Source organism: Mesorhizobium sp. YR577 (assembly GCF_900116595.1).
Taxonomy (GTDB): Bacteria; Pseudomonadota; Alphaproteobacteria; order Rhizobiales; family Rhizobiaceae; genus Mesorhizobium_M.
The window spans coordinates 207,765-229,406 of record NZ_FPBI01000007.1 but is presented as its reverse complement, the minus strand read 5'-3'; the positions used below and the strand labels follow the sequence as shown (position 1 = coordinate 229,406).

General features: G+C 62.0%; 17 protein-coding genes. 5 read left to right on the top strand and 12 right to left on the bottom strand.

Annotation, left to right across the window (positions count from 1 at the left end):
• Positions 1 to 4: 4 nt before the first annotated feature.
• From BM413_RS12585 to BM413_RS12555, 7 genes are all read right to left on the bottom strand, one after another.
• The gene (locus BM413_RS12585; RefSeq protein ID WP_175544314.1) at positions 5 to 925 is read right to left on the bottom strand and encodes an ABC transporter permease; all 921 of its coding nucleotides are present in this window, start codon (positions 923 to 925) and stop codon (positions 5 to 7) included.
• The gene (locus BM413_RS12580) at positions 912 to 2,012 is read right to left on the bottom strand and encodes an ABC transporter permease (RefSeq protein WP_091913667.1); all 1,101 of its coding nucleotides are present in this window, start codon (positions 2,010 to 2,012) and stop codon (positions 912 to 914) included. Before BM413_RS12580 ends, BM413_RS12585 begins: the two co-directional genes overlap by 14 nt.
• Positions 2,012 to 3,583: an ABC transporter ATP-binding protein gene (locus BM413_RS12575; protein ID WP_091913666.1), complete on the bottom strand. Its 1,572-nt coding sequence runs from the start codon at positions 3,581 to 3,583 to the stop codon at positions 2,012 to 2,014. Before BM413_RS12575 ends, BM413_RS12580 begins: the two co-directional genes overlap by 1 nt.
• A gap of 114 nt (positions 3,584 to 3,697) precedes the next feature.
• Positions 3,698 to 4,675, bottom strand: a complete 978-nt coding sequence (locus BM413_RS12570) for a quinone oxidoreductase family protein (protein ID WP_091913665.1) — start codon at positions 4,673 to 4,675, stop codon at positions 3,698 to 3,700.
• A 2-nt stretch (positions 4,676 to 4,677) separates the two neighbouring features.
• On the bottom strand, positions 4,678 to 5,400 hold the full coding sequence (gene pcsA / locus BM413_RS12565) for a phosphatidylcholine synthase (RefSeq protein WP_280141834.1): 723 nt from the start codon (positions 5,398 to 5,400) through the stop codon (positions 4,678 to 4,680).
• Positions 5,397 to 6,011, bottom strand: coding sequence for a DUF1326 domain-containing protein (locus tag BM413_RS12560; protein ID WP_091913664.1), 615 nt, complete (start codon positions 6,009 to 6,011; stop codon positions 5,397 to 5,399). The genes pcsA and BM413_RS12560 overlap by 4 nt, the downstream gene beginning before the upstream one ends.
• Positions 6,012 to 6,029: 18 nt before the next feature.
• On the bottom strand, positions 6,030 to 6,926 hold the full coding sequence (locus BM413_RS12555; protein ID WP_091913663.1) for a DUF2182 domain-containing protein: 897 nt from the start codon (positions 6,924 to 6,926) through the stop codon (positions 6,030 to 6,032).
• Between the two features lie 107 nt (positions 6,927 to 7,033).
• On the opposite strand from BM413_RS12555, the gene BM413_RS12550 reads away from it, so the two are divergent.
• A complete protein-coding gene (locus BM413_RS12550) occupies positions 7,034 to 8,245 on the top strand; it encodes a UbiH/UbiF family hydroxylase (protein ID WP_091913736.1) in 1,212 nt (403 codons plus the stop codon).
• Here BM413_RS12550 and BM413_RS12545 read toward each other — a convergent pair.
• Entirely contained in the window at positions 8,222 to 9,184 is a 963-nt protein-coding gene (locus tag BM413_RS12545; RefSeq protein WP_091913662.1) for an AEC family transporter, read from the bottom strand. The two genes, BM413_RS12550 and BM413_RS12545, sit on opposite strands and share 24 nt — an antisense overlap.
• Before the next feature lie 126 nt (positions 9,185 to 9,310).
• Between BM413_RS12545 and hspQ the strand changes: the two genes are divergently transcribed.
• Positions 9,311 to 9,634 (top strand): heat shock protein HspQ, encoded by a 324-nt coding sequence (hspQ, locus tag BM413_RS12540; protein ID WP_091913661.1) that lies wholly within the window; start codon positions 9,311 to 9,313, stop codon positions 9,632 to 9,634.
• Between the two features lie 102 nt (positions 9,635 to 9,736).
• Here hspQ and BM413_RS12535 read toward each other — a convergent pair whose 3' ends face one another.
• Entirely contained in the window at positions 9,737 to 10,369 is a 633-nt protein-coding gene (locus tag BM413_RS12535; protein ID WP_091913660.1) for an invasion associated locus B family protein, read from the bottom strand.
• 240 nt (positions 10,370 to 10,609) lie between these two features.
• Here BM413_RS12535 and BM413_RS12530 point away from each other — a divergent pair, with 240 nt between their 5' ends.
• Positions 10,610 to 12,430, top strand: coding sequence for an extracellular solute-binding protein (locus BM413_RS12530; protein ID WP_091913659.1), 1,821 nt, complete (start codon positions 10,610 to 10,612; stop codon positions 12,428 to 12,430).
• Between the two features lie 20 nt (positions 12,431 to 12,450).
• Positions 12,451 to 13,137: a DsbA family oxidoreductase gene (locus BM413_RS12525; RefSeq protein ID WP_091913735.1), complete on the top strand. Its 687-nt coding sequence runs from the start codon at positions 12,451 to 12,453 to the stop codon at positions 13,135 to 13,137.
• Positions 13,138 to 14,802: 1,665 nt separating this feature from the next.
• Here BM413_RS12525 and mfd read toward each other — a convergent pair.
• Together mfd and BM413_RS12515 are read right to left on the bottom strand one after the other, a co-directional pair.
• A complete protein-coding gene (gene mfd, locus BM413_RS12520) occupies positions 14,803 to 18,300 on the bottom strand; it encodes a transcription-repair coupling factor (protein ID WP_091913658.1) in 3,498 nt (1,165 codons plus the stop codon).
• A 2-nt stretch (positions 18,301 to 18,302) separates the two neighbouring features.
• Entirely contained in the window at positions 18,303 to 18,590 is a 288-nt protein-coding gene (locus tag BM413_RS12515) for an FAD assembly factor SdhE (protein WP_091913657.1), read from the bottom strand.
• Positions 18,591 to 18,761: 171 nt separating this feature from the next.
• On the opposite strand from BM413_RS12515, the gene recG reads away from it, so the two are divergent.
• A complete protein-coding gene (recG, locus tag BM413_RS12510) occupies positions 18,762 to 20,870 on the top strand; it encodes an ATP-dependent DNA helicase RecG (RefSeq protein ID WP_091913656.1) in 2,109 nt (702 codons plus the stop codon).
• On the opposite strand, the gene BM413_RS12505 is transcribed toward recG, so the two are convergent.
• The gene (locus tag BM413_RS12505) at positions 20,822 to 21,550 is read right to left on the bottom strand and encodes a DUF502 domain-containing protein (protein ID WP_091913655.1); all 729 of its coding nucleotides are present in this window, start codon (positions 21,548 to 21,550) and stop codon (positions 20,822 to 20,824) included. The genes recG and BM413_RS12505 overlap by 49 nt on opposite strands.
• Positions 21,551 to 21,642 lie beyond the last annotated feature (92 nt).

The following is a 21,642-nucleotide window of genomic DNA, read 5'->3' as shown; positions in this document are numbered from 1 at the left end:
ATAGTTAGCGATCAGGCACAAACGGCCGCCCCAAAGAAGCCGGTGTGTTTACCATCGTCAGTCGCCGGTTCCGTGAGATTAGAACAAGAACGACGATGGTTGCCAGATAGGGAAGCGAAGAAAGTAGCTGTGAAGGCACGCCTATCCCCAGCGCTTGCGCGTGGAGTTGGCCGATCGTGACGGCACCGAAAAGATAGGCGCCCGCCAGCACCCGCCATGGCCGCCAGGAGGCGAAGACCACCAGCGCCAGCGCGATCCAGCCGCGCCCCGCCGTCATGTTCTCCACCCATTGCGGTGTATAGACGATCGAGAGATAGCCGCCGGCAAGACCCGCGCAGGCACCGCCAAACATTACCGCCAGATAGCGGATCAGGACGACGTTGATGCCGAGCGCGTGGGCCGATGTATGATTGTCGCCAACCGAACGCAAAGTCAGACCGGCACGGGTGCGGAAGAGAAAATAGGCAACGCCGGCGGTGAGCAGGATCGACAGGTAGAAGATCGGGTCCTGGCCGAACAGCAGTTTTCCGACGACCGGTATGTCGGTCAGCACAGGAATGTAGATATTGGCGAGCTTCACGCCCGGAAAGCCGACAAAGCCCTCGCCAAGCATGCCCGAAAGGCCGAGCCCTAGAAGCGTCAGCGCAAGGCCTGTCGCGACCTGGTTGGTGACCAGCGTCAACGTCAGGAAGGCAAACAGCAGCGAGAACAAGGCGCCGACGACGATTGCCGACAGGAATCCGAGCCACGGCGAGCCGGTGGCAAGAGCGGCTCCGAAGCCCGTGACGGCACCCATCACCATCATGCCTTCGACACCGAGATTGAGCACGCCGGAGCGCTCGACGACCAGTTCTCCGACGGCTGCGATCAGCAGCGGCGTTGCAGCCGTCGCGATGGTGATCAGGATGGCTTCAAGCATTCCCATGGGAAACCTCCGCCTTGCTCAGCGCCGAACGAACGATGCGGATGCGATAGTGAATGAGTGTGTCGCAGCCGAGCACGAAGAACAAAAGCATGCCCTGGAAGGCGCGCACGACCTTGTCGGAGACGCCGATCGAAATCTGCGCCGCCTCGCCGCCGAGATAGGACAGCGCCAGAACCAGCCCGGCAGCGACGATGCCGAGCGGATTGAGCCGGCCGAGGAAGGCGACGATGATCGCCGCAAAGCCGTAGCCCGGCGAAATGGTCGGGCGAAGCTGGCCGATTGCCCCGGAGACTTCGGAAATGCCGGCAAGACCGGCCAGTGCTCCAGACACGATGAATGCGAAGAACACCATCTTCGAGGCCGAGAAGCCGGCGAAGCGCCCTGCCCGCGGGCTTTGGCCCAAAACCTTGACCTCGAAGCCGCGCAGGGTTTTCGACAGCATGAACCAGACAAGGAGTGCAGCAACGAGCGCGAAGACGAAACCCCAATGCGCCCGGCCGGAGTCCGGCCAGATTTCCGGCAGAATGGCATATTCGTGGAAATTGCGCGTTTCGGGAAAATTCATGCCGGCGGGATTGCGCCACGGCCCGCGCACCATCCAGTCGAGGAACAGTTGCGCGACATAGACCAGCATCAGGCTGGTCAGGATTTCATTGGTGTTGAAGCGGGTCTTCAGCAAGGCCGGGATCGCGGCATAGGCAGCACCCCCGACCATTCCCATGATCAGCATCAGCGGCAGCACGATCCATGATTGGAAGTCTGGATACATCACCGGCAGGATCGAGCCGGCCATCGCGCCGATGATGAACTGGCCTTCGGCGCCGATGTTCCAGTTGTTGGACAGGAAGCAAACAGAGAGCCCGACAGCAATCAGGATCAGCGGCGCGGCCTTCACCGCCAGCTCATGCAGCGACCACATTTCGCGCAGCGGATCGATGAAATAGTAATACAGCGCATCAAGCGGGTTCTTGCCGAGCAGCGAGAACATGATTGCGCCGGCGATAAGCGTCAGCGCCAGCGCGAAGAACGGTGACAGCGCGCTATAGAGAGCGGATTGCTGCGGCCTCTTGACGAGTTCGATGCGCATCACGCCACCTCCGCCACTGGTTCGACATGGCCGGGCTCGGCACCGCCCATGAGCAAGCCGATCTTTTCCAGCGTTGCCTCGGCTATCGGCAGCGGCTTCGACAACTCGCCATTGTGCATGACGGCGATCGAGTCGGAGATTTCAAACAGTTCGTCGAGATCCTGGCTGATGACCAGCACGGCCGAACCGCTACGGGCAAGCTCGATCAGTGCCTGGCGAATGCGTGCGGCAGCACCCGCATCGACGCCCCATGTCGGCTGGTTGACCACCATCACCGCAGGCTGGCGGTCGAGTTCGCGGCCGATGATGAATTTTTGCAGGTTGCCGCCGGAAAGAGCCGCAGCCTCGGGATCGGGCGCGCTCTTGCGGACATCCATGGCCTCGATGATGCGCTGTGCGGCTTTGACGATCGCTGAGCCCTGCACCAGCCCAAAACTGCCCAGGAATGCCTTGCGGTCCGTGGCATAGCGCGACAGCAACAGGTTTTCGGAAAGCTTCATGCGCGGCGCAGCACCATGCCCCAGCCGTTCTTCCGGCACGAAGGCTGCCCCCAGCATCCGGCGTCCGGTAATCGACAAATGGCCCGCGTCCTTGTCGCGAATGCGCACGGTGACGGCGTCCGGCTGTGTCGCCTCGCCCGATACGGCCTCGAAAAACTCGCCCTGCCCGTTGCCGGCTACACCGGCGATGCCGATCACTTCGCCGGCTTTTACGGAGAGGCTGATGTCGCGCAGCGGAATGGAGAACGGCGTCGCCGGCTTACGCGTCAGATTGCGAATTTCGAGAAGCGTGGCCGCCTTGTCAGCGCCCTCGGCCGGCGGGCGGACGACCGACAGCACCTCGCTGCCGACCATCATGCGCGCCAGCGAGGATGCGGTCTCCTTGCGCGGGTCGCAATGGCCGACCACCTTGCCGTGCCGCAGCACGGTGGCACGGTCGCACATGCGTTTGACCTCTTCCAGCCGGTGCGAAATGTAGAGGATCGATTTACCCTCGGCGCGCAGCCGCTCCAGCGTCTCGAACAGCTTGTCCGCCTCCTGCGGCGTCAGCACGGAGGTCGGCTCGTCCAGGATGATGAGTTCGGGTGTCTGCAGCAGGCAGCGGATGATCTCGATGCGCTGGCGTTCGCCAACGGAAAGATCGCCGACGAGCGAATAAGGATCGAGCGGCAGGCCATAGCTGTAGGACAGCGCCTTGGCCTTCGCTGCAATGGTGGCGATCGGCGTGTCGTCGTCCAGAGACAGGGCAATATTTTCAGCGGCGGTCAGCGCATCGAACAGCGAAAAATGCTGAAAAACCATGCCGATGCCGAGTTTTCTTGCGGCATGCGGATTGGCAATCCGAACGGGCTCGCCATTCCAGCGGATTTCGCCGGCATTCGGCTCCAGCGAGCCGAACAGCATCTTCACGAGCGTGGATTTGCCGGCACCATTCTCACCCAGCAGAGCATGAATCTCGCCCTTGCCGACGGTCAGGTCGATGCCGTCACACGCTTTCAGCGTGCCAAATATCTTGGTCAGGCCGCGCACCTCAAGCAGGTTCGCGCCATGCGTCTCAAGGGTTGCTGTCACAACGCCCCCATTGATGATTATTCTTTTATGTTCCCACGAGTATCGTAGGCGCGTGCGACGCACAACGCAAAGCGGCGCTGAACTTGAAAGAGCTTCAAGAATTTCAGGGGGATATCAGGGGATAAGGATGCTCGTTCCCGTCGTGCGCCGACCTTCCAGATCGGCATGCGCCTTGGCGGCATCCTTCAGCGCGTAGCGCTGGTTTATCTTGATGTCGACCACGCCGCTCGAAACCACGTCGAACAAGGCTGCGGCGGACGCTTCGAGATCCTCGCGCTTGGCAATGTAGGTGAACAGCGTGGGCCGCGTTGCATAGAGCGAGCCCTTTTGCGAGAGCAGCGCCATGTTGAAAGGCGGGATCGGTCCTGACGATTGTCCGAAGCTGACAAACATGCCGCGCGGGCGCAGGCAGTCGAGCGAGCCAGGAAATGTGTCCTTGCCGACCGAATCGTACACCACGTCGCAAAGCTTGCCGCCGGTGATTTCCTTGACCTTCGCGACGAAGTCGTCGTCGCGGTAGTTGATGACGTGGTCGAAGCCATTTGCCTTGGCGAGCGCGATCTTGTCGGCGGAGCCTGCCGTGCCGATGACGGTTGCGCCCAGATGCTTTGCCCATTGGCCGAAGATCAGGCCGACGCCGCCGGCTGCAGCGTGGTAAAGCACCGTGTCGCCGGCTTTCACCGGGAAGGTGCGGCGCAGCAGATATTCCGCCGTCATGCCCTTCAGCATCATGGCGGCGGCTTGCTCGTCGCTCACTCCGTCGGGGATTTTGACCAGCTTTTCCGCCGGGATGACGCGCTCTTCGCAATAAGCGCCGAAGGGGGTCGAGTAAGCGATACGATCGCCTTTCTTAAGGCCTTCGACCCCGTCGCCCGTTTCCAGCACGACGCCAGCCGCCTCGCCGCCCGGGATCAACGGCAGTCCTGCCGGCGCCGGGTAGAGCCCGCTGCGATAATAGGTGTCGAGGAAATTGAGGCCGATCGCTGTATGCCGGATCAACACCTGCCCTGTACCCGGTTTGCCGGCGGGAGCATCGTCATAGGTCAGGACTTCCGGCCCGCCATGGGCATGGACTCGAATAGCTTTGGACATGATCAGGCTTTCTTGGCACCGAGATTGGGAAAGAATTGCATGACGCCGCCGATGAAGAACAGATAGGCACCCGTCACGGCGATGCCGATCTTCACCCATTCGCTGGCATGCATGGTCTGCGCCAGTGCGATCGCGCCGAAGGCGCACCAGCCGAGAAACACGGCGAGGTTGAGATCGCGCAAGCGTTCAACCCGCACCGGATGCAGAAAATTCATCGGCACGAATGTCATGATCGCAGCGATCACCACCACCGCGAACGACACCCATTCGCCCGGTTCGATGACGAACAGCGTGAAGACGAGCATGTTCCAGACCACGGGGAAACCCTTGAAGAAGTTCTCCTTCGTCTTCATGCCCGTGTCGGCATAGTAAATGGCGCTGGAAACGACGATCAGGGCCGCTGAGATGAACGACAGGTTGTCGCCCATGAAGCCGCGCTGGTAGAGCGCGAAGGCCGGTATCAGCACGTAGGTGACGTAGTCGATGATGTTGTCGAGAAGCTCGCCTGACCATGTCGGCAGCACTTCCTTGACCTCGAGCTTGCGCGCGATCGGTCCGTCGATACCATCGACGAAAAGCGCCAGCCCCAGCCACCAGAACATGGCCGTCCAACGTCCCTCGCTGGCCGCGACCAGCGACAGAAAGGCCAGGAACGAGCCGGATGCGGTGAGGAGATGGACGGAAAAGGCCTTTGCTTGCGGCCAGGTGACTTTTTTTCGTTTCACGGGCCGCGCCAGTCCAATTTGCAGATTTCGGCCGAACGGCCGGCGAAATTCCAGTTTCGGCCAAAGGCGCGCATCTTGCTCTTGTCGGACTTCGCCACGATGATTTCCGGCGCGATCCAGTATTCGGAATTGGTGATCACCGTGTCGCCATCCCGGTTCTTGCCGGGGATAGGCGTCACCGCACCGTCGATGATTTTGGGTATCTGGAAGATACGCGTCTTGTCCTGCGTCTCGTAGCTGATCGGCACCTGCTCGACCCCGAGAAACTTTCCGACGAGGATCGACAGCAGCGAGGTCGTGCCGCCGGCCTTGCCGGTGAAAATCTTGGTGAAGGCCTTTGTGGCGTAGATGGAAGCGCGCTTGTCGACGAACAATCCGGCCGTCCAGTTGCCGCGGCTCATATAGCCGGGAATCTCCATGATCAACCCGAGGTTGAGGCCGGACAGATCGACATCGCCATAGTGACCGGCATCGACGCGAAAGCCGGCCCATGTCTGGCAATAGCCTTCCGTTGGCGGATGCCCCCCAAGCGAAAGCACGCAAGGGCAAAAAACCGTGCAATTGCAGGAGAGTACAAGCTCTCCTTTCATTGCCCAGCTTTGGTCGGCCATGGAACGTCCCCTTCCCGGTCAGGCGGAACTTACTAGAAGCGCCACAGCCCAGACAAGCAGTATCGCACCCGCGAGGCGCGTTGGAAAACGCTTTGTCCCTTGTTTTTCAACCACGGTAAACACCGCGATCAAGGCCATCCAGAACAAATTCATCGTGCCAACGGCAAACATCACCAGCATCAGCGCCCAGCAGCAGCCCAGGCACCAGACGCCTTGCTCCATGCCGAGCCTGAATATGTTGGACGGTTTCGCACTCCATCGGGCGAAAAGAATCGAAAAAGGGTTTCGGCACTTCTTCAGGCAGGCCTCTTTAAGGCTGCTGAATTGGTAAAGCCCGGCGATGCCCAGCGCCAAGGCGCCGGCAATGCCACGGACAGGGTCCAGAGGTTGAGCGCTTGCCGCCAGCGCCTGAACGGCAAGCGTCAGGCCGGCGAACAATGCCGATGCGGCGAGCCAGACGGTGAGATAACCGGCGGCCAGCACCAGCGGATGAACCACCGGCTCGCGCTTCTGCCGCGCGGTGTCGGCAATCTCGCAATAGGTCCGGATCATAGGTGCCGCCGAGGGCAGCATCATCGCCAGCGCCATCAGGAACCACATCAGCGTAAGCGCCGCATAGGCGGTGAATCCTGCTCCATCCAGCGGCGCAGGTGTCATGCACAGCGCGAAAAACCGCTCGACAGAGTCCGGCAGGGAAATGTCGGGCAGCATCCGCAGGACACGGTCGCCCGGCGCGGCACTGCCCGGATCGCGGCTTTCAGCGCCGCGAACGGCCATGGCCGCAATCACCAGCCAGGACAGGACGATGCCGGCCGCAAGCATCGCATAAACCGCCCAGCGCGGACTTTTCGCGATGGTTGCTGCCGCGCGCCCTGCCCGGTCGAGATGGTCGAACCCGTCCTGATTGGTGCTCATGGCAAAGCGATGGGCTGAATCGCCACGTTGATCAAGCCTGAGGCGCTGCTCTATATGAAAACGTCCGGCACGTTGCCGGCAGCGCGTAATTGAGCCGGATCGCAGCCTTGAACCGAACTGATCAAGTCAACGTCATCGTCGCGGGCACCGGACCCGCCGGGCTGATTGCAGCACTGGCCTTTGCCCATGCTGGTTTCGCCGTAAGCCTCGTCGGCCCCGCCGTGAGCGGCAAGGACCGCCGGACCACGGCCTTGATGACGCCGGCCCTGAAATTCCTCGACACACTTGGCATCACGGCTGCAATCGAGCCGAAGGCCGCGCCCTTGCGCATCATGCGCATCATCGACGCGACGCGGCGACTGATCCGAAGCCCGATCGTCACCTTCCACGCCAGCGAGATCGGCGAGGCACTTTTCGGGCTGAACATTCCCAATCGCAACCTCAACGAGGCGCTGGAGCACGCCGTTACGAGCCATGCGGGCATTGCCTGGCATCGCTCGCTGGTCGAGCGCTGGCAGATTGATGCGGACGGTGTGCTGGCTACTCTGTCCGACGGAACGGAAATCGCGGCAAAACTGGCTGTCGCCGCCGATGGCCGCACCTCGCCTGCCCGCGAAGCAGCCGGCATTTCCACCTCGACACAAGCCTATCCGCAGGCGGCGCTGGTGATCAATTTCGGCCATACGCGCGGCCATGCCAACACCTCGACCGAGTTCCACACAGAGACCGGCCCGTTCACGCAGGTTCCCCTGCCCGGCGACCGGTCAAGCCTGGTCTGGGTCGTCGAGCCCGAAACGGCGGAACAACTTGCGGCGCTGGATGACGAAGCGCTGTCTGGCCGTGTCGAAGAACGCATGCAGTCAATGCTGGGCCGGGTTTCGGTCGAGCCGGGCCGCCAGATCTATCCGCTATCTGCGACGCTACCGAAGCGGTTCGCGCAAAATCGCGTCGCGCTCGTCGGTGAGGCTGCGCATGTCTTCCCACCAATCGGCGCGCAGGGCCTCAATCTCGGCATCAGGGATATCCAGCAACTCATTGAGATCGCTTCGCTTAATCGTTCCGACCCAGGCTCGACCGATGCACTCTCGGCCTATGATGCGAAGCGTCGGCCGGATATCCTCGCCCGCTCAGGCGCCGTCAGCCTGCTCAACCAGTCGCTGCTGTCGAATATTATTCCGGCACAGCTTCTGCGCAGCGCCGGCCTTGGCATTCTCGGAAGCTTCGCCCCCCTTCGCACGCTGTTCATGCGGGAAGGCCTGCGCCCCGGAAGCGGTCTTTCGTCCCTCGCGTCTTCGCTACGGGAACAGATCCGGCGGTAGCATCCCGGTCTTGATCATGTAGAGCAGCGCCGTCACCGTCCCTACAGAGAAGCAGGTGGTAATCAGCACGCTGGCCGAAGCGCGCTCGACCCAGGTGTTGTACTGCTGCGCGATAACGAAGACGTTGGTGGCGGTCGGCAAGGCGGCAAGCAGAACCGCTGAGAACAGCCAGACTTCGGAAAAATTCCCGACCCAGCTCAGAACGACGTAGCAGATCAACGGATGCACGATCAGCTTGAGCGCGGTGATCGGCGCTATCTCGGTCGGAACCCGCTTCAGCGGCCTCAATGCCAGCGTCACGCCCATCGCGAACAGCGCGCAAGGTGCTGCCGCGCGCGACAGATAGTCGAGAAAGCGCTCGATCGGCATCGGCGGGCGAAATTCAGCGTAAGCGGCCGCCACGCCGATGATCGTCGAGATGATGAACGGATGCAGCAGGATCTTTTTGACCACCCCTAACGCCAGTTGCACCGGCGGAACCTTCTCGCTGCCGGCCAGCGCCATCATCATCGGCGCAACGGCGAAGTGGATGGTGTTTTCGAAGCAGAAGATCAGTGCCACCGGCACTGCCGCTTCCTCGCCAAAGGCCAGTAGCGCGATGCCGGGACCCATATAGCCGATATTGCCGTAAGAAGCGGCCAGTCCCTTGATGGTCGCCTCCGCGACCTTTCCACGCGAAAGGATCAGCGATCCGACGAACATCAGGGAGAAAACGAGATAGGTCGAAAAGACCGAGCCGAAGATATAGCTCCACTCCGTCAGCTTCTCGACAGGCGTCTTGGCTAGAAGCTGGAAGAACAGCGCCGGCAGCGCGACATAGATGATGAAGGTATTCATCCAGCCGAGCGCTTCGATGGGCTGGCGCGTTATCCGCGCCACCAGAAACCCCATGAAGATCAGCCCGAAAAAGGGCAGAACCAGACCGACGACATCCGACATGATGATTGCTTATCCGAAACTCAGGCCCGCGCTAACCCGTTGTTCCTCAATGCGTCAACCCGTTTGGGATTGAATTGCGCCTCAGCCTGCGCCAAATAATGTGTGAGAGTTGAAAGCGTGATTGAAATGAAGACAGCAAAATTTGCGATCGGCCAGGTGGTGCGTCACCGTCTGTTCCCGTTCAGGGGCGTCATTTTCGACGTCGATCCGCAGTTCAACAACACCGAGGAATGGTATGAGGCCATCCCCGCGGGCGTGCGTCCGCGCAAGGATCAGCCATTCTACCATCTGCTCGCCGAGAACGAGGAAACCGAATACATCGCCTACGTGTCGGAGCAGAACCTGCTCGAAGACGAATCCGGCGAACCTGTTCGGCATCCGCAACTGCGAGAACTCTTCGACAAGACCGCGGACGGCCGTTATTCGCCGAAACATCACGCGCGCCATTGATGCCGATCGGTTTCTAATCCGGCGCAATAAAAAAGCGGGGCAAAACCCCGCTTTTTCTGATCAGAGAGTGACGGCGATCATCTGATCAGAGAGTGACGGCGATCAATTGGCCGTCTTCGCCTTGTCCTGCTCTTCCTTGAGCTTCTTGGCGAAGTCCTCGTTGTTCTTGGACACGAATTCCTGAAGTTTCTTCTGGCGATCCTCGAGATCGGACTGCTGCATCGCCGGGCCATCATAGGCGCCGGTGAAGCCGGACAGGGAAACCTTGATCGGGTTCGGCTGGTTCTGGAAGTTGACGGAGGTCAGCGTCAGCTCCGAACCCTTCTTGAAGGAAGCGATGAGCTGGTCCGAAAGCTGGGCTTCGGCAACGCAGCGGTCCGGGAAGCAGATGACGTAGTCGAGCTTCTGCGCCTTGCCGCCATCGATCTGCAGGCCGATGCCGGGAGGCACGAGACGGCCGGTCGGGACCGTGACCTGGAAGACCTTGCGGTTCACCTTGCCCTTGAGCTCGATCAGGCTGATGCCGGTGACGAGCTGGCCCGAAGCGGCGGTGGAAATGTTCTGCACATTGCAGATGTCCACGTCTTCCTGCTTGGAACAAGCCTTGAACCAGCCCTGCGGAATCTGCGGCTGCTGCTGTTGTGCCGCAGCCGGCACAAGACCAGCGGCGAGCATGCCGACCACGCCTGCGGCCATGACCGAAAGACGGGCAGTGTCGGTTTTCAAGCTCGTCATCTATCAATTTCCTCTCAATTGTTCCCGGAACCGGCTCATGGCGCCGTTCGTAACCGCTACCTGTTGGCTAAATGAGGCAACAGCATGGCTTTTGCCGGCGTGTTACACCGCCTCGCGTTGCGAATCCAGCCCGGTTGCGGCGATTATTGGTGGCAATTTCCACTCTAACCTCACAATAGTGCCGCCGTGATAGATTCTTATTCGAATCATCCAGAATGTTCGAGTGAGGGCTAACTACCAATGCGCCGCATGTTTCTATCGCTCTGTGCCGCCATGGCCTTGTTGCCGGCGCTTGGGGCTGCGGCACTGGCCGAGCCAAGGCACGCGGTTGCGATGCAGGGAGAGCCGGCCCTGCCTGAAGATTTTTCGAATTTTCCCTACGTCAATCCGGATGCACCCAAGGGCGGCAGCGTCACCTATTGCGTGGTCGGCAGCTTCGACAATCTCAACCCATTCATCATCAAGAGCCTGCGCACCACAGCGCGCGGCATGATCGACACGATCTACGGCAACCTGGTCTTCGAATCGCTGATGCAGCGAAGCATGGACGAGCCTTTTTCGCTTTACGGCCTGCTGGCTGAGTCGATCGACATGCCGGAAGATCGCAAATCGGTCGAATTCCACCTCAACCCGAAGGCAAAGTGGTCCGACGGCGAACCTGTGACTGCCGACGACGTGATCTTCACCTACGAGGTCTACACGGAAAAAGGCCGCCCACCTTACAGCGACCGCATGAAGAAGATCGCCAAACTCGAAAAGACCGGCGATCTCAGCGTGCGCTTCACCTTCAACGAGCTCGCCGACCGCGAATTTCCGCTGATCATCGCGATGACGCCGATCGTGCCGAAGCACTTTTTCAACAAGGAGACCTTCGACCAGACGACGCTGAAGCCGGTGATCGGCAGCGGTCCATACCGGGTTGGCAAGGTGGCTCCGGGCCAGCGCATCGTCTTCGAGCGCAATCCCGATTATTGGGCCAAAGACCTGCCGGTGAAGCGTGGCATCGACAATTTCGACCGCGTCACGCTCGAATATTTCCTGAATGCCAACGCCATGTTCGAGGCCTTCAAGAAAGGCATCTGCTCGACCTTCGCCGAGGCCGACCCGGTCAAGCGCGAGCGCAGCTTTGATTTTCCGGCCCTCAAGGACGGCAGGGTCGTCACCGAAGACTTCGAGAGCGGCCTGCCGCCGGTGGTCAATGGCTTCCTGTTCAACACGCGGCTTCCGAAATTCGCCGATGTCAGGGTGCGCCGCGCGCTCGGCATGCTCTACGATTTCGAATGGGCCAACAAGAACATGTTCGACGGCCAGTATAAGCGCACGGCGAGCTTCTGGCAGGATTCCGAGCTTTCCGCGCTCGGGCGCCCGGCAAGCGAGGCAGAACGCGCGCTTCTTGCGCCCTTCCCCGGCAAGGTGCCGGCGGACGTCATGGACGGCACCTACCAGCCACCTGTGACGGATGGCTCCGGCCGCGACCGCAAGGTGCTGAAGGCTGCCCTCGATCTCCTGGAAAGTGCGGGCTACCGCGTCGAAGGCGGCAAGCTTGTCGGCGCCGACGGTGAGCCGTTCAGCTTCGAGATATTGACCACATCGCAGACCGAAGAGCGGCTTGCCGCACTCTATCAGCGCTCGCTGGAAAAACTCGGCATCGACGTCAACATCCGCGCGCTGGAATCCGACCAGATCCAGATGCGCAAGCAGCGTTTCGACTTCGACGTGCTGTTCGGCTCAACCGGTTTCCTCGGCACGCTCTCACCAGGCATCGAACTCACGTTCCGCTGGGGTTCCGAGTCGGCGAATGTCCCCGGCTCGTTCAATCTGGCCGGCGTCGCCGATCCGGCAGTCGATGCGATGATCGAGGCGATGCTGCATGCTCGCGACAAGGACAGCTACGTCGCTGCCGTGCGCGCGCTCGACCGCCTGCTGATTTCCGGGGCCTATATGGTGCCGATGCAGCACAACAAGAAAGAATTCCTCGCCTATTGGGCCAATCTGGAACACCCGGCAAAGACGCCTATATTCGGTAACCAGTTTCCGACCTGGTGGCAGAAGCCGAATTGACGGCAAAGGAGGATTTCCCGATGAGCGACGAAAAGCAGTCCATCACCATCGATGTCGTCTCCGACGCCGTCTGTCCCTGGTGCTTCATCGGCCAGAAGCGGCTCGACAAGGCTGTGGCCGCGGTGCCCGAAGTGGACGTGCAGATACGCTGGCGGCCGTTCCAGCTCGACCCGACCATTCCGCTCGAAGGCAAGGACCGCAAGCAATACATGCTGGCGAAGTTCGGCAGCGAGGAGCGCCTGCGCCAGATCCACGCCAATATCGAGCCTCTGGGGGCTGCCGAAGGCATCGACTTCGATTTCGACGCCATCAAGGTCTCACCCAACACCATCGACGCTCACCGCGTCATGCGCTGGGCCTCGGCTGCCGGCGCGGAAGTGCAGAACAAGCTCGCGCGGCGGCTTTTCCAGCTCTATTTCGAAGAAGGCCAGAACATCGGCGACCACGCCGTTCTGACCGAAGCCGCACGCGAGGCCGGCATGGACGCGCCGGTGGTTGAAGCAATGCTTGCCACCGACACCGACCGCGACGCCGTTGCCAACGAGGCCGCCACCGCGTCGCGCATGGGCATCACCGGCGTGCCGTGCTTCCTGCTCGAAGGCAAATATGCCGTCATGGGCGCGCAGGAGAGCGACACCCTTGCCGACGCCATCCGCCAGATCGCTGGTGCCAAGGCGCGCGGGGAGCTGGAGACGGCGGCCGGCTGAGGCGCCGGGACAGTTTACTTTTTGCCCCTTGCGCGAGATCGCAACCGCCGCGCCTTTCCAGGGCAGACACGTAAACTGTCCCCGGGTGCACTCCGGTGCGTCCTTCGAGGCTCCCCTTCGACAAGCTCAGGATCGCACCTCAGGATGAGGGAGGTGGGTGCCTTGCGATCTTGATACTTCGAGGACGTGGGGATGGCGCACTGCGGTCCTCTTCCTGAGATGCGAGCACATTTCAGAATGGATCGCCTCTGCCGGCACACCCTCCCTGATCCTGAGACGTTCCTACCCTTCATGAAAAGGACTTCTGTCGGCACACCCTCCCTCATCCTGAGGTGCGAGCGTCAGCGAGCCTCGAAGGACGCACCTATTCATCGCCACGCCCGGGTTTCACCGTCTGGCCATTGTCAAAGATCGGGAAGCGGGGCGCTTGGCCGTGCCTTCCTAATGTTTAGTACGTGGCGCGACTTCCGCGCCCCGCTCGTTAGTCACTCGAAAAGCCAAATCGTTGGCTTTTCGTCCGCTGCGCGGACCGTTCCTAACCTGTCCCGAAGTCGGCCGGTCACAACGCCCGCTCCATGTACATTCCATGGACAAGACGCCGCGGGTTCTCCGCATGGTTTTGGGCAGTGGCATTTGCGCCGTGCTCGTTCCACGCCGGCCTGTGTCGGGCCCTCGGGTCCCTGGCTACCACACCAGGGCGGGAGGTCACCGCCACTCCCCCTTGATCCCGGTTCCAGACCCGGTCCCGCAAGAGCGATGAGGGGATTATGCCGGAGGTGTCTTGGGGTGGGGAAAGATTGGGGGTGAAAAAATGTGTGGGGTGAGTGGAAACAATGGGTTGGGTGGAAATCGGGGGAAATTCTTTCCCCCAGTTCGCGAGCTTCAGCTTCGGCAGTTCTGCGCCGCTGTAGCCGTCATCGATATTCCGGCATGGATTCCCGACACTCTCCACTCGCTAACGCTCGCTCACGAGGTCGAGAATGACGAGCTTGTTGTTTGCCCGGGCGGCAAGCCGCCAACGTTGGCGCCGAGCTTGCTGGTTGCCCAGCGGCAAGCCGCCGACGTTGGAGATGGGCTGAGCTCGTTGGTTTACGCGCCCACAAATAGTCCGAGATCGGCAGCGATTCTTAGCTGCCGTGTTGGCAACTCACGAATGCCGAAGAGTAGCGGCAAGCCCAAATGCAATTCGTCATTCTCGACCTCGTGAGCGAGGAACGAGCGGAGAGTGTCGGGAATCCATGCCGGAACGGAGAAGAGTTTCGGCGGTGCAGAATGCGCGTCAACATCAGAACCGGGCCGCGCTCGACGATGCTGCGGCCAATGGGTCCCGGATAACCTTCGCTTCGCTACGGTTTCCGGGATGACGACTTCATGGTTGGCGCCGCCAATCGCCAAGGTTGACGTTAGAAGTGCTGTCCTCTCTTCGTCATCCCGGGCGCAGCATGAGCGAAGCGAATGCGGAGACCCGGGACCCATGCTGGAACGGAGACGAGCTTCGGTGGTGCTGAACGCGCGTCAACATCAGGACGGGGCCGCGCCTGACGATGCTGCGAGCAATGGGTCCCGGATAACCTGCGCTTCGCTGCGGTTTCCGGGATGGCGAACTTCGTGGTCACCGCCAACCTTCCGCGTTGACAAGCAGCCCTCACGACACCCTCGAAACGCCTAAGCCGCCTTCTCCACCAGCCGCGCCAGTTGCGTCATCACCACCGCCGCACCGGCGAGGCGCTTTTCGGCGTTGGGCCAGTCGCGGATGAAGACGACGCTCTGGTCCGGCCTGATCTTGGCGAGCGACCCCTGCTCCGAGATGTACTTGACCAGACCCGCCGGGTTGGAAAACTCGCGCTTGCGGAAGTGGATGACCACGCCCTTCGGTCCGGCGTCGAGCTTTTCGACATTGGCCTTGCGGCACAGCGCCTTGATGAAGACGATCTTCAACAGATGCTGAACCTCTTCCGGCAGCGGCCCGAAACGGTCGATGAGCTCGGCGGCGAAACCGTCGATTTCTTCGGGCGAATCGAGATCGGCCAGGCGGCGATAGAGCGCCAGGCGCAATTGCAGGTCCGGCACATAGCTTTCCGGGATCATGACTGCCGTGCCGACCGTGATCTGCGGCGACCAGCCGCCGTCGATGACCTCGCCAGTGCCGCGGATTTCTGCGACCGCCTCCTCCAGCATTTGCTGGTAGAGCTCGAAGCCGACCTCCTTGATGTGGCCGGACTGTTCCTCGCCCAAAAGATTGCCGGCGCCGCGAATGTCGAGATCGTGGCTGGCCAGCTGGAAGCCGGCGCCGAGCGTATCCAGCGATTGCAGGACTTTCAGGCGGCGGTCGGCGGTGTCGGTGAGCTTGCGGTTGGCCGGCAGCGTGAACAACGCATAGGCGCGCACTTTCGAACGCCCGACGCGGCCGCGCAGCTGATAGAGCTGGGCCAGGCCGAACATGTCGGCGCGGTGCACGATCAGCGTGTTGGCCGTCGGAATATCGAGGCCGGATTCGACGATCGTCGTTGAAAGCAGCACGTCGTACTGGCCGTCATAGAAAGCGTTCATGATGTCGTCGAGCTCGCCCGGCGGCATCTGGCCGTGTGCCGTCGCCACTTTAAGTTCCGGTACAGATTCCTGCAGGAACTGCTTGATTTCAGTGAGGTCCGAGATGCGCGGCACGACATAAAAGCTCTGGCCGCCGCGGTAGCGTTCGCGCAGCAGCGTCTCGCGGATGACCAGCGGGTCGAAGGGCGAGATGAAGGTGCGCACCGCCATGCGGTCCACCGGCGGCGTGGCGATCAGCGACAGTTCGCGCACGCCCGTCAGCGCCAGTTGCAGCGTGCGCGGGATCGGTGTTGCCGACAGCGTCAGCACATGCACGTCGCTCTTCAGCTCCTTCAGCCGCTCCTTGTGCTTGACGCCGAAGTGCTGTTCCTCGTCGATGATCAGCAGGCCGAGATTCTTGAAGGAGATCGATGCGCCGAGCAGCGCGTGGGTGCCGACGACGATATCGACCGTGCCTTCGGCGAGTCCCTTCTTGGTCTCAGCGAGTTCCTTGGCGCCAACCAGCCGCGATGCCTGGCGCACGACCAGCGGCAGGCCGGCAAAGCGTTGCGTGAACGTCTTGAAATGCTGGCGCGACAGAAGCGTCGTCGGCACGACGACGGCGACCTGAAAGCCTTCCATGGCGGCGATGAAGGCGGCGCGCAGCGCCACTTCGGTCTTGCCGAAGCCGACATCGCCGCAGATCAGCCGGTCCATCGGGCGGCCGGCGCCGAGATCGTTCATGACGGAATCGATGGCGCGCTGCTGGTCGTCGGTCTCCTCATAGGGGAAACGGGCGGCGAACTCGCCATAGAGCCCGTCCGGCGGGTTGAGCGCCGGAGCTGAGCGCATCTGGCGCTCGGCTGCGATCTGGATGAGCTGGCCGGCCATTTCGAGCAGCCGGCGCTTGAGCCTAGCCTTGCGCGACTGCCATGCACCGCCGCCGAGCTTGTCGAGCGGGGCTTCCGCCGAATCCGAGCCGAAGCGCGACAGCAGTTCGATGTTTTCGACCGGCAGGAACAGCCGGTCGTCGCCGGCATAGTGGATTTCGAGGCAGTCATGCGGCGCGCCGACCGCTTCGATGGTGCGCAGGCCGACGAAGCGGCCAATGCCGTGGTCGGCATGAACGACGATATCGCCGGCCGAGAGCGAGGCGGCTTCGGCGATGAAATCGGAGGCGCGCTTGCGCTTCTTCGAGCGCCGCACGAGGCGGTCGCCCAAAATATCCTGTTCGGCGACGACGACGAACCCGTCCGTCTCGAAGCCGGATTCGAGCGGCAGCACGGCAAGACCCGCCTGCCCCACTGTCAGCTTCTCGACATCCGCCAGGGTGGCGACAGGCGTAAGATTGCCGAGGTGGTGCTCGGCAAGAATCTGGCCGAGCCGGTCGAGAGAACCTTCCGTCCAGCCGGCAATGACGACGCGGCGCTTGGCGGCGCGCACGTCGCCGATATATTTGACCGCCGCCTCGAAGACATTGGCGTTGGGATCGGCGCGTTCGAGCTCGAAACTGTGACCGGCCTTCGAGCCGCCATGGAGCAGCTTGCGACCGCCGGTGTCGGGCGTATCGAAGGGCGTGAATTCGATCGCGGCGTGGTCTGCCAGCGCTGCCGTCACGTCGTCGGGCGAGAGATACATCCGGGCCGGCGGCACCGGCTTGTAGGGCACGGCATCCTTCAGCGCGCCGTCCGCCTGCTGCCTGCGGGACTCGTAATAGTCGACGATCAGCGTATGGCGCTCGACAAGCGCCTCGCGGGCGAGATGGTCGAATACGAAAGGCGCGGTCGGCAGATAGTCGAAAATCGTCTCCAGCCGCTCGTAGAAGAAGGGCAGCCAGTGTTCCATGCCGGCGAAGCGGCGGCCCTCGCTGATGGCAGCGTAGAGCCCGTCATCACGCGCCGGTGCGCCGAACGCCTCGATATAGGAGCGGCGGAAACGGCTGATCGCCTCGGGCGTCAGCGCCACTTCGCTCATCGGCTGAAGCGTGAGCGCCTTGCGCTGGCCGGTGGTGCGCTGGGTGGCGACGTCGAAGGCGCGGATCGATTCCAGCGTGTCGCCGAAGAAATCGAGCCGTAACGCCTCGGTCGAGCCCGGCGCGAAGAGATCGAGAATGCCGCCGCGCACGGCGAATTCGCCGACATCGCGTACGGTCGCAACACGGTCGAAGCCGGAGTTTTCGAGCCGCGAAATCAGCGCGTTCATGTTGATCTGGTTGCCGGACCTGGCGTGGAATGTCTGCGCCTCGATCGCGGCAGCCGGCGGAATGCGCTGCAAAAGCGCATTGGCGGTGGTGAGGATGACGGCGCGGTGCGGCTTCTTCGCCAGCGCGGTCATTGCCGCCATGGCATCAAGCCGGCGGGCGGCGGCGTCTGCTCCGGGCGAGACGCGATCGTAAGGCAAACAATCCCAGGCCGGGAATTCCAGCACCGGCAATTCGGGGGCTGCAAAGGCCAGCGCCTCGACGATTGCCGGCAGGCGCTGGCCGTCGCGGGCAACGAAGATCACCGGCGCGTCCGGTGCGGTCTCGGCAACCGCCTGCGCAAGCGCGAAGGCTTCATAGCCGTCGGCGACGCCATCGACGATGAACTGGCCGGTAGCGCCCTTGGGCAGGCCGATTTTCTTGATCAGGCTCATTCTCAGAAACTCATGGCCTGGCGCGATGCCAGGATCTTGCGAAACATCGCCGTGTCGTGTTCCGGCGGAATGGTCTGCTCGCCAGTGATCCAGGACAACAGGTCGGCGTCCTGCAGTTCCAGCACCGCGTCATATGCGTCGAGTTCGGAATCGGACAAGGCATGGATGGTGGTATCGGCGAAAGCGCCGAGAATCAGGTCCATCTCGCGCATGCCGCGATGCCACGAACGGAACAGAAGCTTGCGCCGGCGCGCATCGAGCCCGTCACTTGATCGCTTCATGCCTGTCATTGTTTCGCATTCCTGATTGCCGAGCGGCGCATATAGCGTGGATGACGCTGCCTGTCAGCCTTGCAACCGCTCTCGCAGTGCCTAAGAGTCGGCTGGTGGAAATCATGCTGACAAATTTCGCCCATTCCGGACCCGCGCTCCAACCTTCCCGATCGTCGGGAGCGTAAAGCCGTGCGTCCCAATAGTCTCGACCCGCTGTTCGTATCCATCACCTCGCTTGCCGGTGTTGGGCCGAAGGTTGCCGAACTGATCAAGAAGGTGGTGCCCGCCGATATTTCGGATCGCGATGCCCGCGCCGGTGACCTGATCTTCACGCTGCCGCATTCGGTGATCGACCGGCGCAACCGGCCCGGAATCGCTTTGGCGCCCTCCGGCGCGATCGTGACGCTGGAAGTGCGCATCGACCGGCACCAGCCGCCGCCGCGCGGCAACAAATCCGTGCCGTATAGGGTCTACGCCTTCGACGATACCGGCGAGATCGCGCTGACATTCTTCCATGCCAATACCGGCTGGCTCGAAAAGGCGATGCCGGTCGGCGAGGATGTCGTCGTCAGCGGCCGCATGGAATGGTTCAACGGCCGGCCGAGCATGGTCCATCCCGACCATATCGCGCGAGCCGGCGACACGGAAAGCCTGCCGCTGGTGGAGCCGGTCTATCCGCTGACGGCTGGATTGTCCGGAAAAGTGCTGCGCCGCGCCATTGGCCAGGCGCTTGAGCGGGTGCCGGCGCTACCCGAATGGCTCGATCCGGATGTCATGCGCCGGCAAAGCTTTCCCGCCTTTGGCGAGGCGCTGAACCGCATCCACAACCCGGCCGATCCGATCGATGTCTTGCCCGACAGTGCTGCGTGGCGCAGGCTTGCCTATGACGAGTTCCTGGCTGGACAGATTTCGCTGGCGCTGGTGCGCGCGACGGTGCGGCGGCTTTCCGGCCGGCCCCTTGCGGGCGACGGCCGGCTGATCGCGGCGTTGCGAAACGCCCTGCCCTATGCGCTGACGCAATCGCAGACGCAGGCGCTGGCCGAGATCGATGCCGACCTGCAAAAACCCGAGCGCATGTTGCGCCTGCTGCAGGGCGATGTCGGCTCCGGCAAGACGGTAGTGGCGCTGCTTGCCATGGCGCGCGCCGTCGAGGCCGGCGGACAGGCCGCCCTGATGGCACCGACGGAAATCCTCGCGCGCCAGCATTTCGCCACGATCGCGCCGCTGGTCGAAAAGATGGGCCTGCGCGTTGCCGTGCTCACGGGGAGAGAAAAGGGTCGCGAGCGCGCAGAAATCCTCGCCGGACTGGAAAGCGGCGCGATCAATCTCGTCGTCGGCACCCATGCACTGTTCCAGGAAACGGTGCAGTTCCGCGATCTGGCGCTCGTCGTGGTCGACGAACAGCACCGCTTTGGCGTCCACCAGCGGCTGGCAATCACCGCCAAGGGCGATGCGCCCGACATGCTGGTGATGACGGCAACGCCGATACCGCGCACGCTGGTTCTGTCCGCCTTCGGTGACATGGATGTGTCGCGGCTGACGGAAAAACCTGCCGGCCGCCAGCCGATCCGAACCGTCACACTGCCGCTGGAGCGGCTGGACGAACTGGTCGGGCGCATGCGCGATGCGGTAGCCGACGGCCAGAAAGTCTATTGGATCTGCCCACTTGTGGAAGAATCCGAAGAGATCAAACTAATGTCGGCGGAAGATCGCTTTGCCTCGCTGAAGCCAGTTTTCGGCGATGCGATCGGCCTTGTCCATGGCCGCATGAAGGGCGCGGAAAAGGATGGGGCGATGCGCGCCTTCAAGGAGGGCGAGACGCGCATCCTGATCGCCACCACGGTAATCGAGGTCGGCGTCGACGTGCCGGATGCGACGATCATCGTCATCGAACATGCCGAGCGTTTTGGCCTCGCCCAGCTTCACCAGCTGCGCGGGCGTGTCGGGCGCGGCGCCAAGGCTTCGACCTGCGTGCTGCTCTACAAGGACCCGCTCAGCGAAACGGCCAAGCGCCGTCTTTCGGTGATGCGGGAGACGGAGGACGGCTTCCGCATATCGGAAGAGGATCTGAAACTGCGCGGCGAAGGCGAGCTGCTGGGCACGCGCCAGTCCGGCACGCCGGGCTTTCAGGTGGCGCGCATCGAGACGCATGCCGACCTGCTCGAAATCGCCCGCGACGACGCCCGCCTGCTGCTGACGCGCGATCCGGACCTCAAGTCTCCGCGCGGCCAGGCGATACGGATGCTGCTCTATTTGTTCGGGCGCGACGAAGCGGTGCGGCTGTTGAGAGCTGGCTGAGCGACTTCCTCAAGGGTCGGATTGGCTATCGATACGACCTTCTTGCCTTTAATCTTGACCATTTTCTTGCTCATGTCGGGCGTCACCAGTCCCGCGGAAACGATGAGCTTTGCCCCGTCCTCGATGCTCATGTCGAGGACGATAACCTGGGATTTTGGCACATACATCAGGAACCCGGTCGTGGGATTGGGCGTGCATGGCATGAAGACGGCAATCAGCGGGTCGTCATTCTGGTCGAGCTTGTCATTGATCTCGGTGCGTTTCTCGCCGGCGACGAAGACGATCGACCACACGTCCTTGCGGGGGTACTCGACCATTCCAACGGTGCGGAACATCTCGTTCTTGTTCGAAAGAACCGTCTCAAAAATCTGCTTCAAACTACTGTAAATACTACGGATAAGCGGCATCCGACCCAGAACCCGCTCGCCCAGCGACACGATCGAACGGCCGATGAAATTCGCGGTCAGGAAGCCGACAAGGGTAATCAGCAGCAGTGCCACGATGAGCCCAAAGCCCGGCACGGCGAACGGCAGATAGTGATCGGGATTGTAGCGATAGGGAATGTAGGGCTTTACCCAGGAATCGACCCAGCCAACGAACGACCATGCCAGATAGGCGGTGATCGCCAGCGGTGCTGTCACGATGAAGCCGGTGAGGAAATAGTTTCGCAGACGGCCCATGCAGCGCTTCCGATTTTCAGCTGAGACAGCGTCGCGCTGCATACCCGCAGCGCCCCCTCGATAGTCTTAGACCATCACCCCGAGTGGTGGGA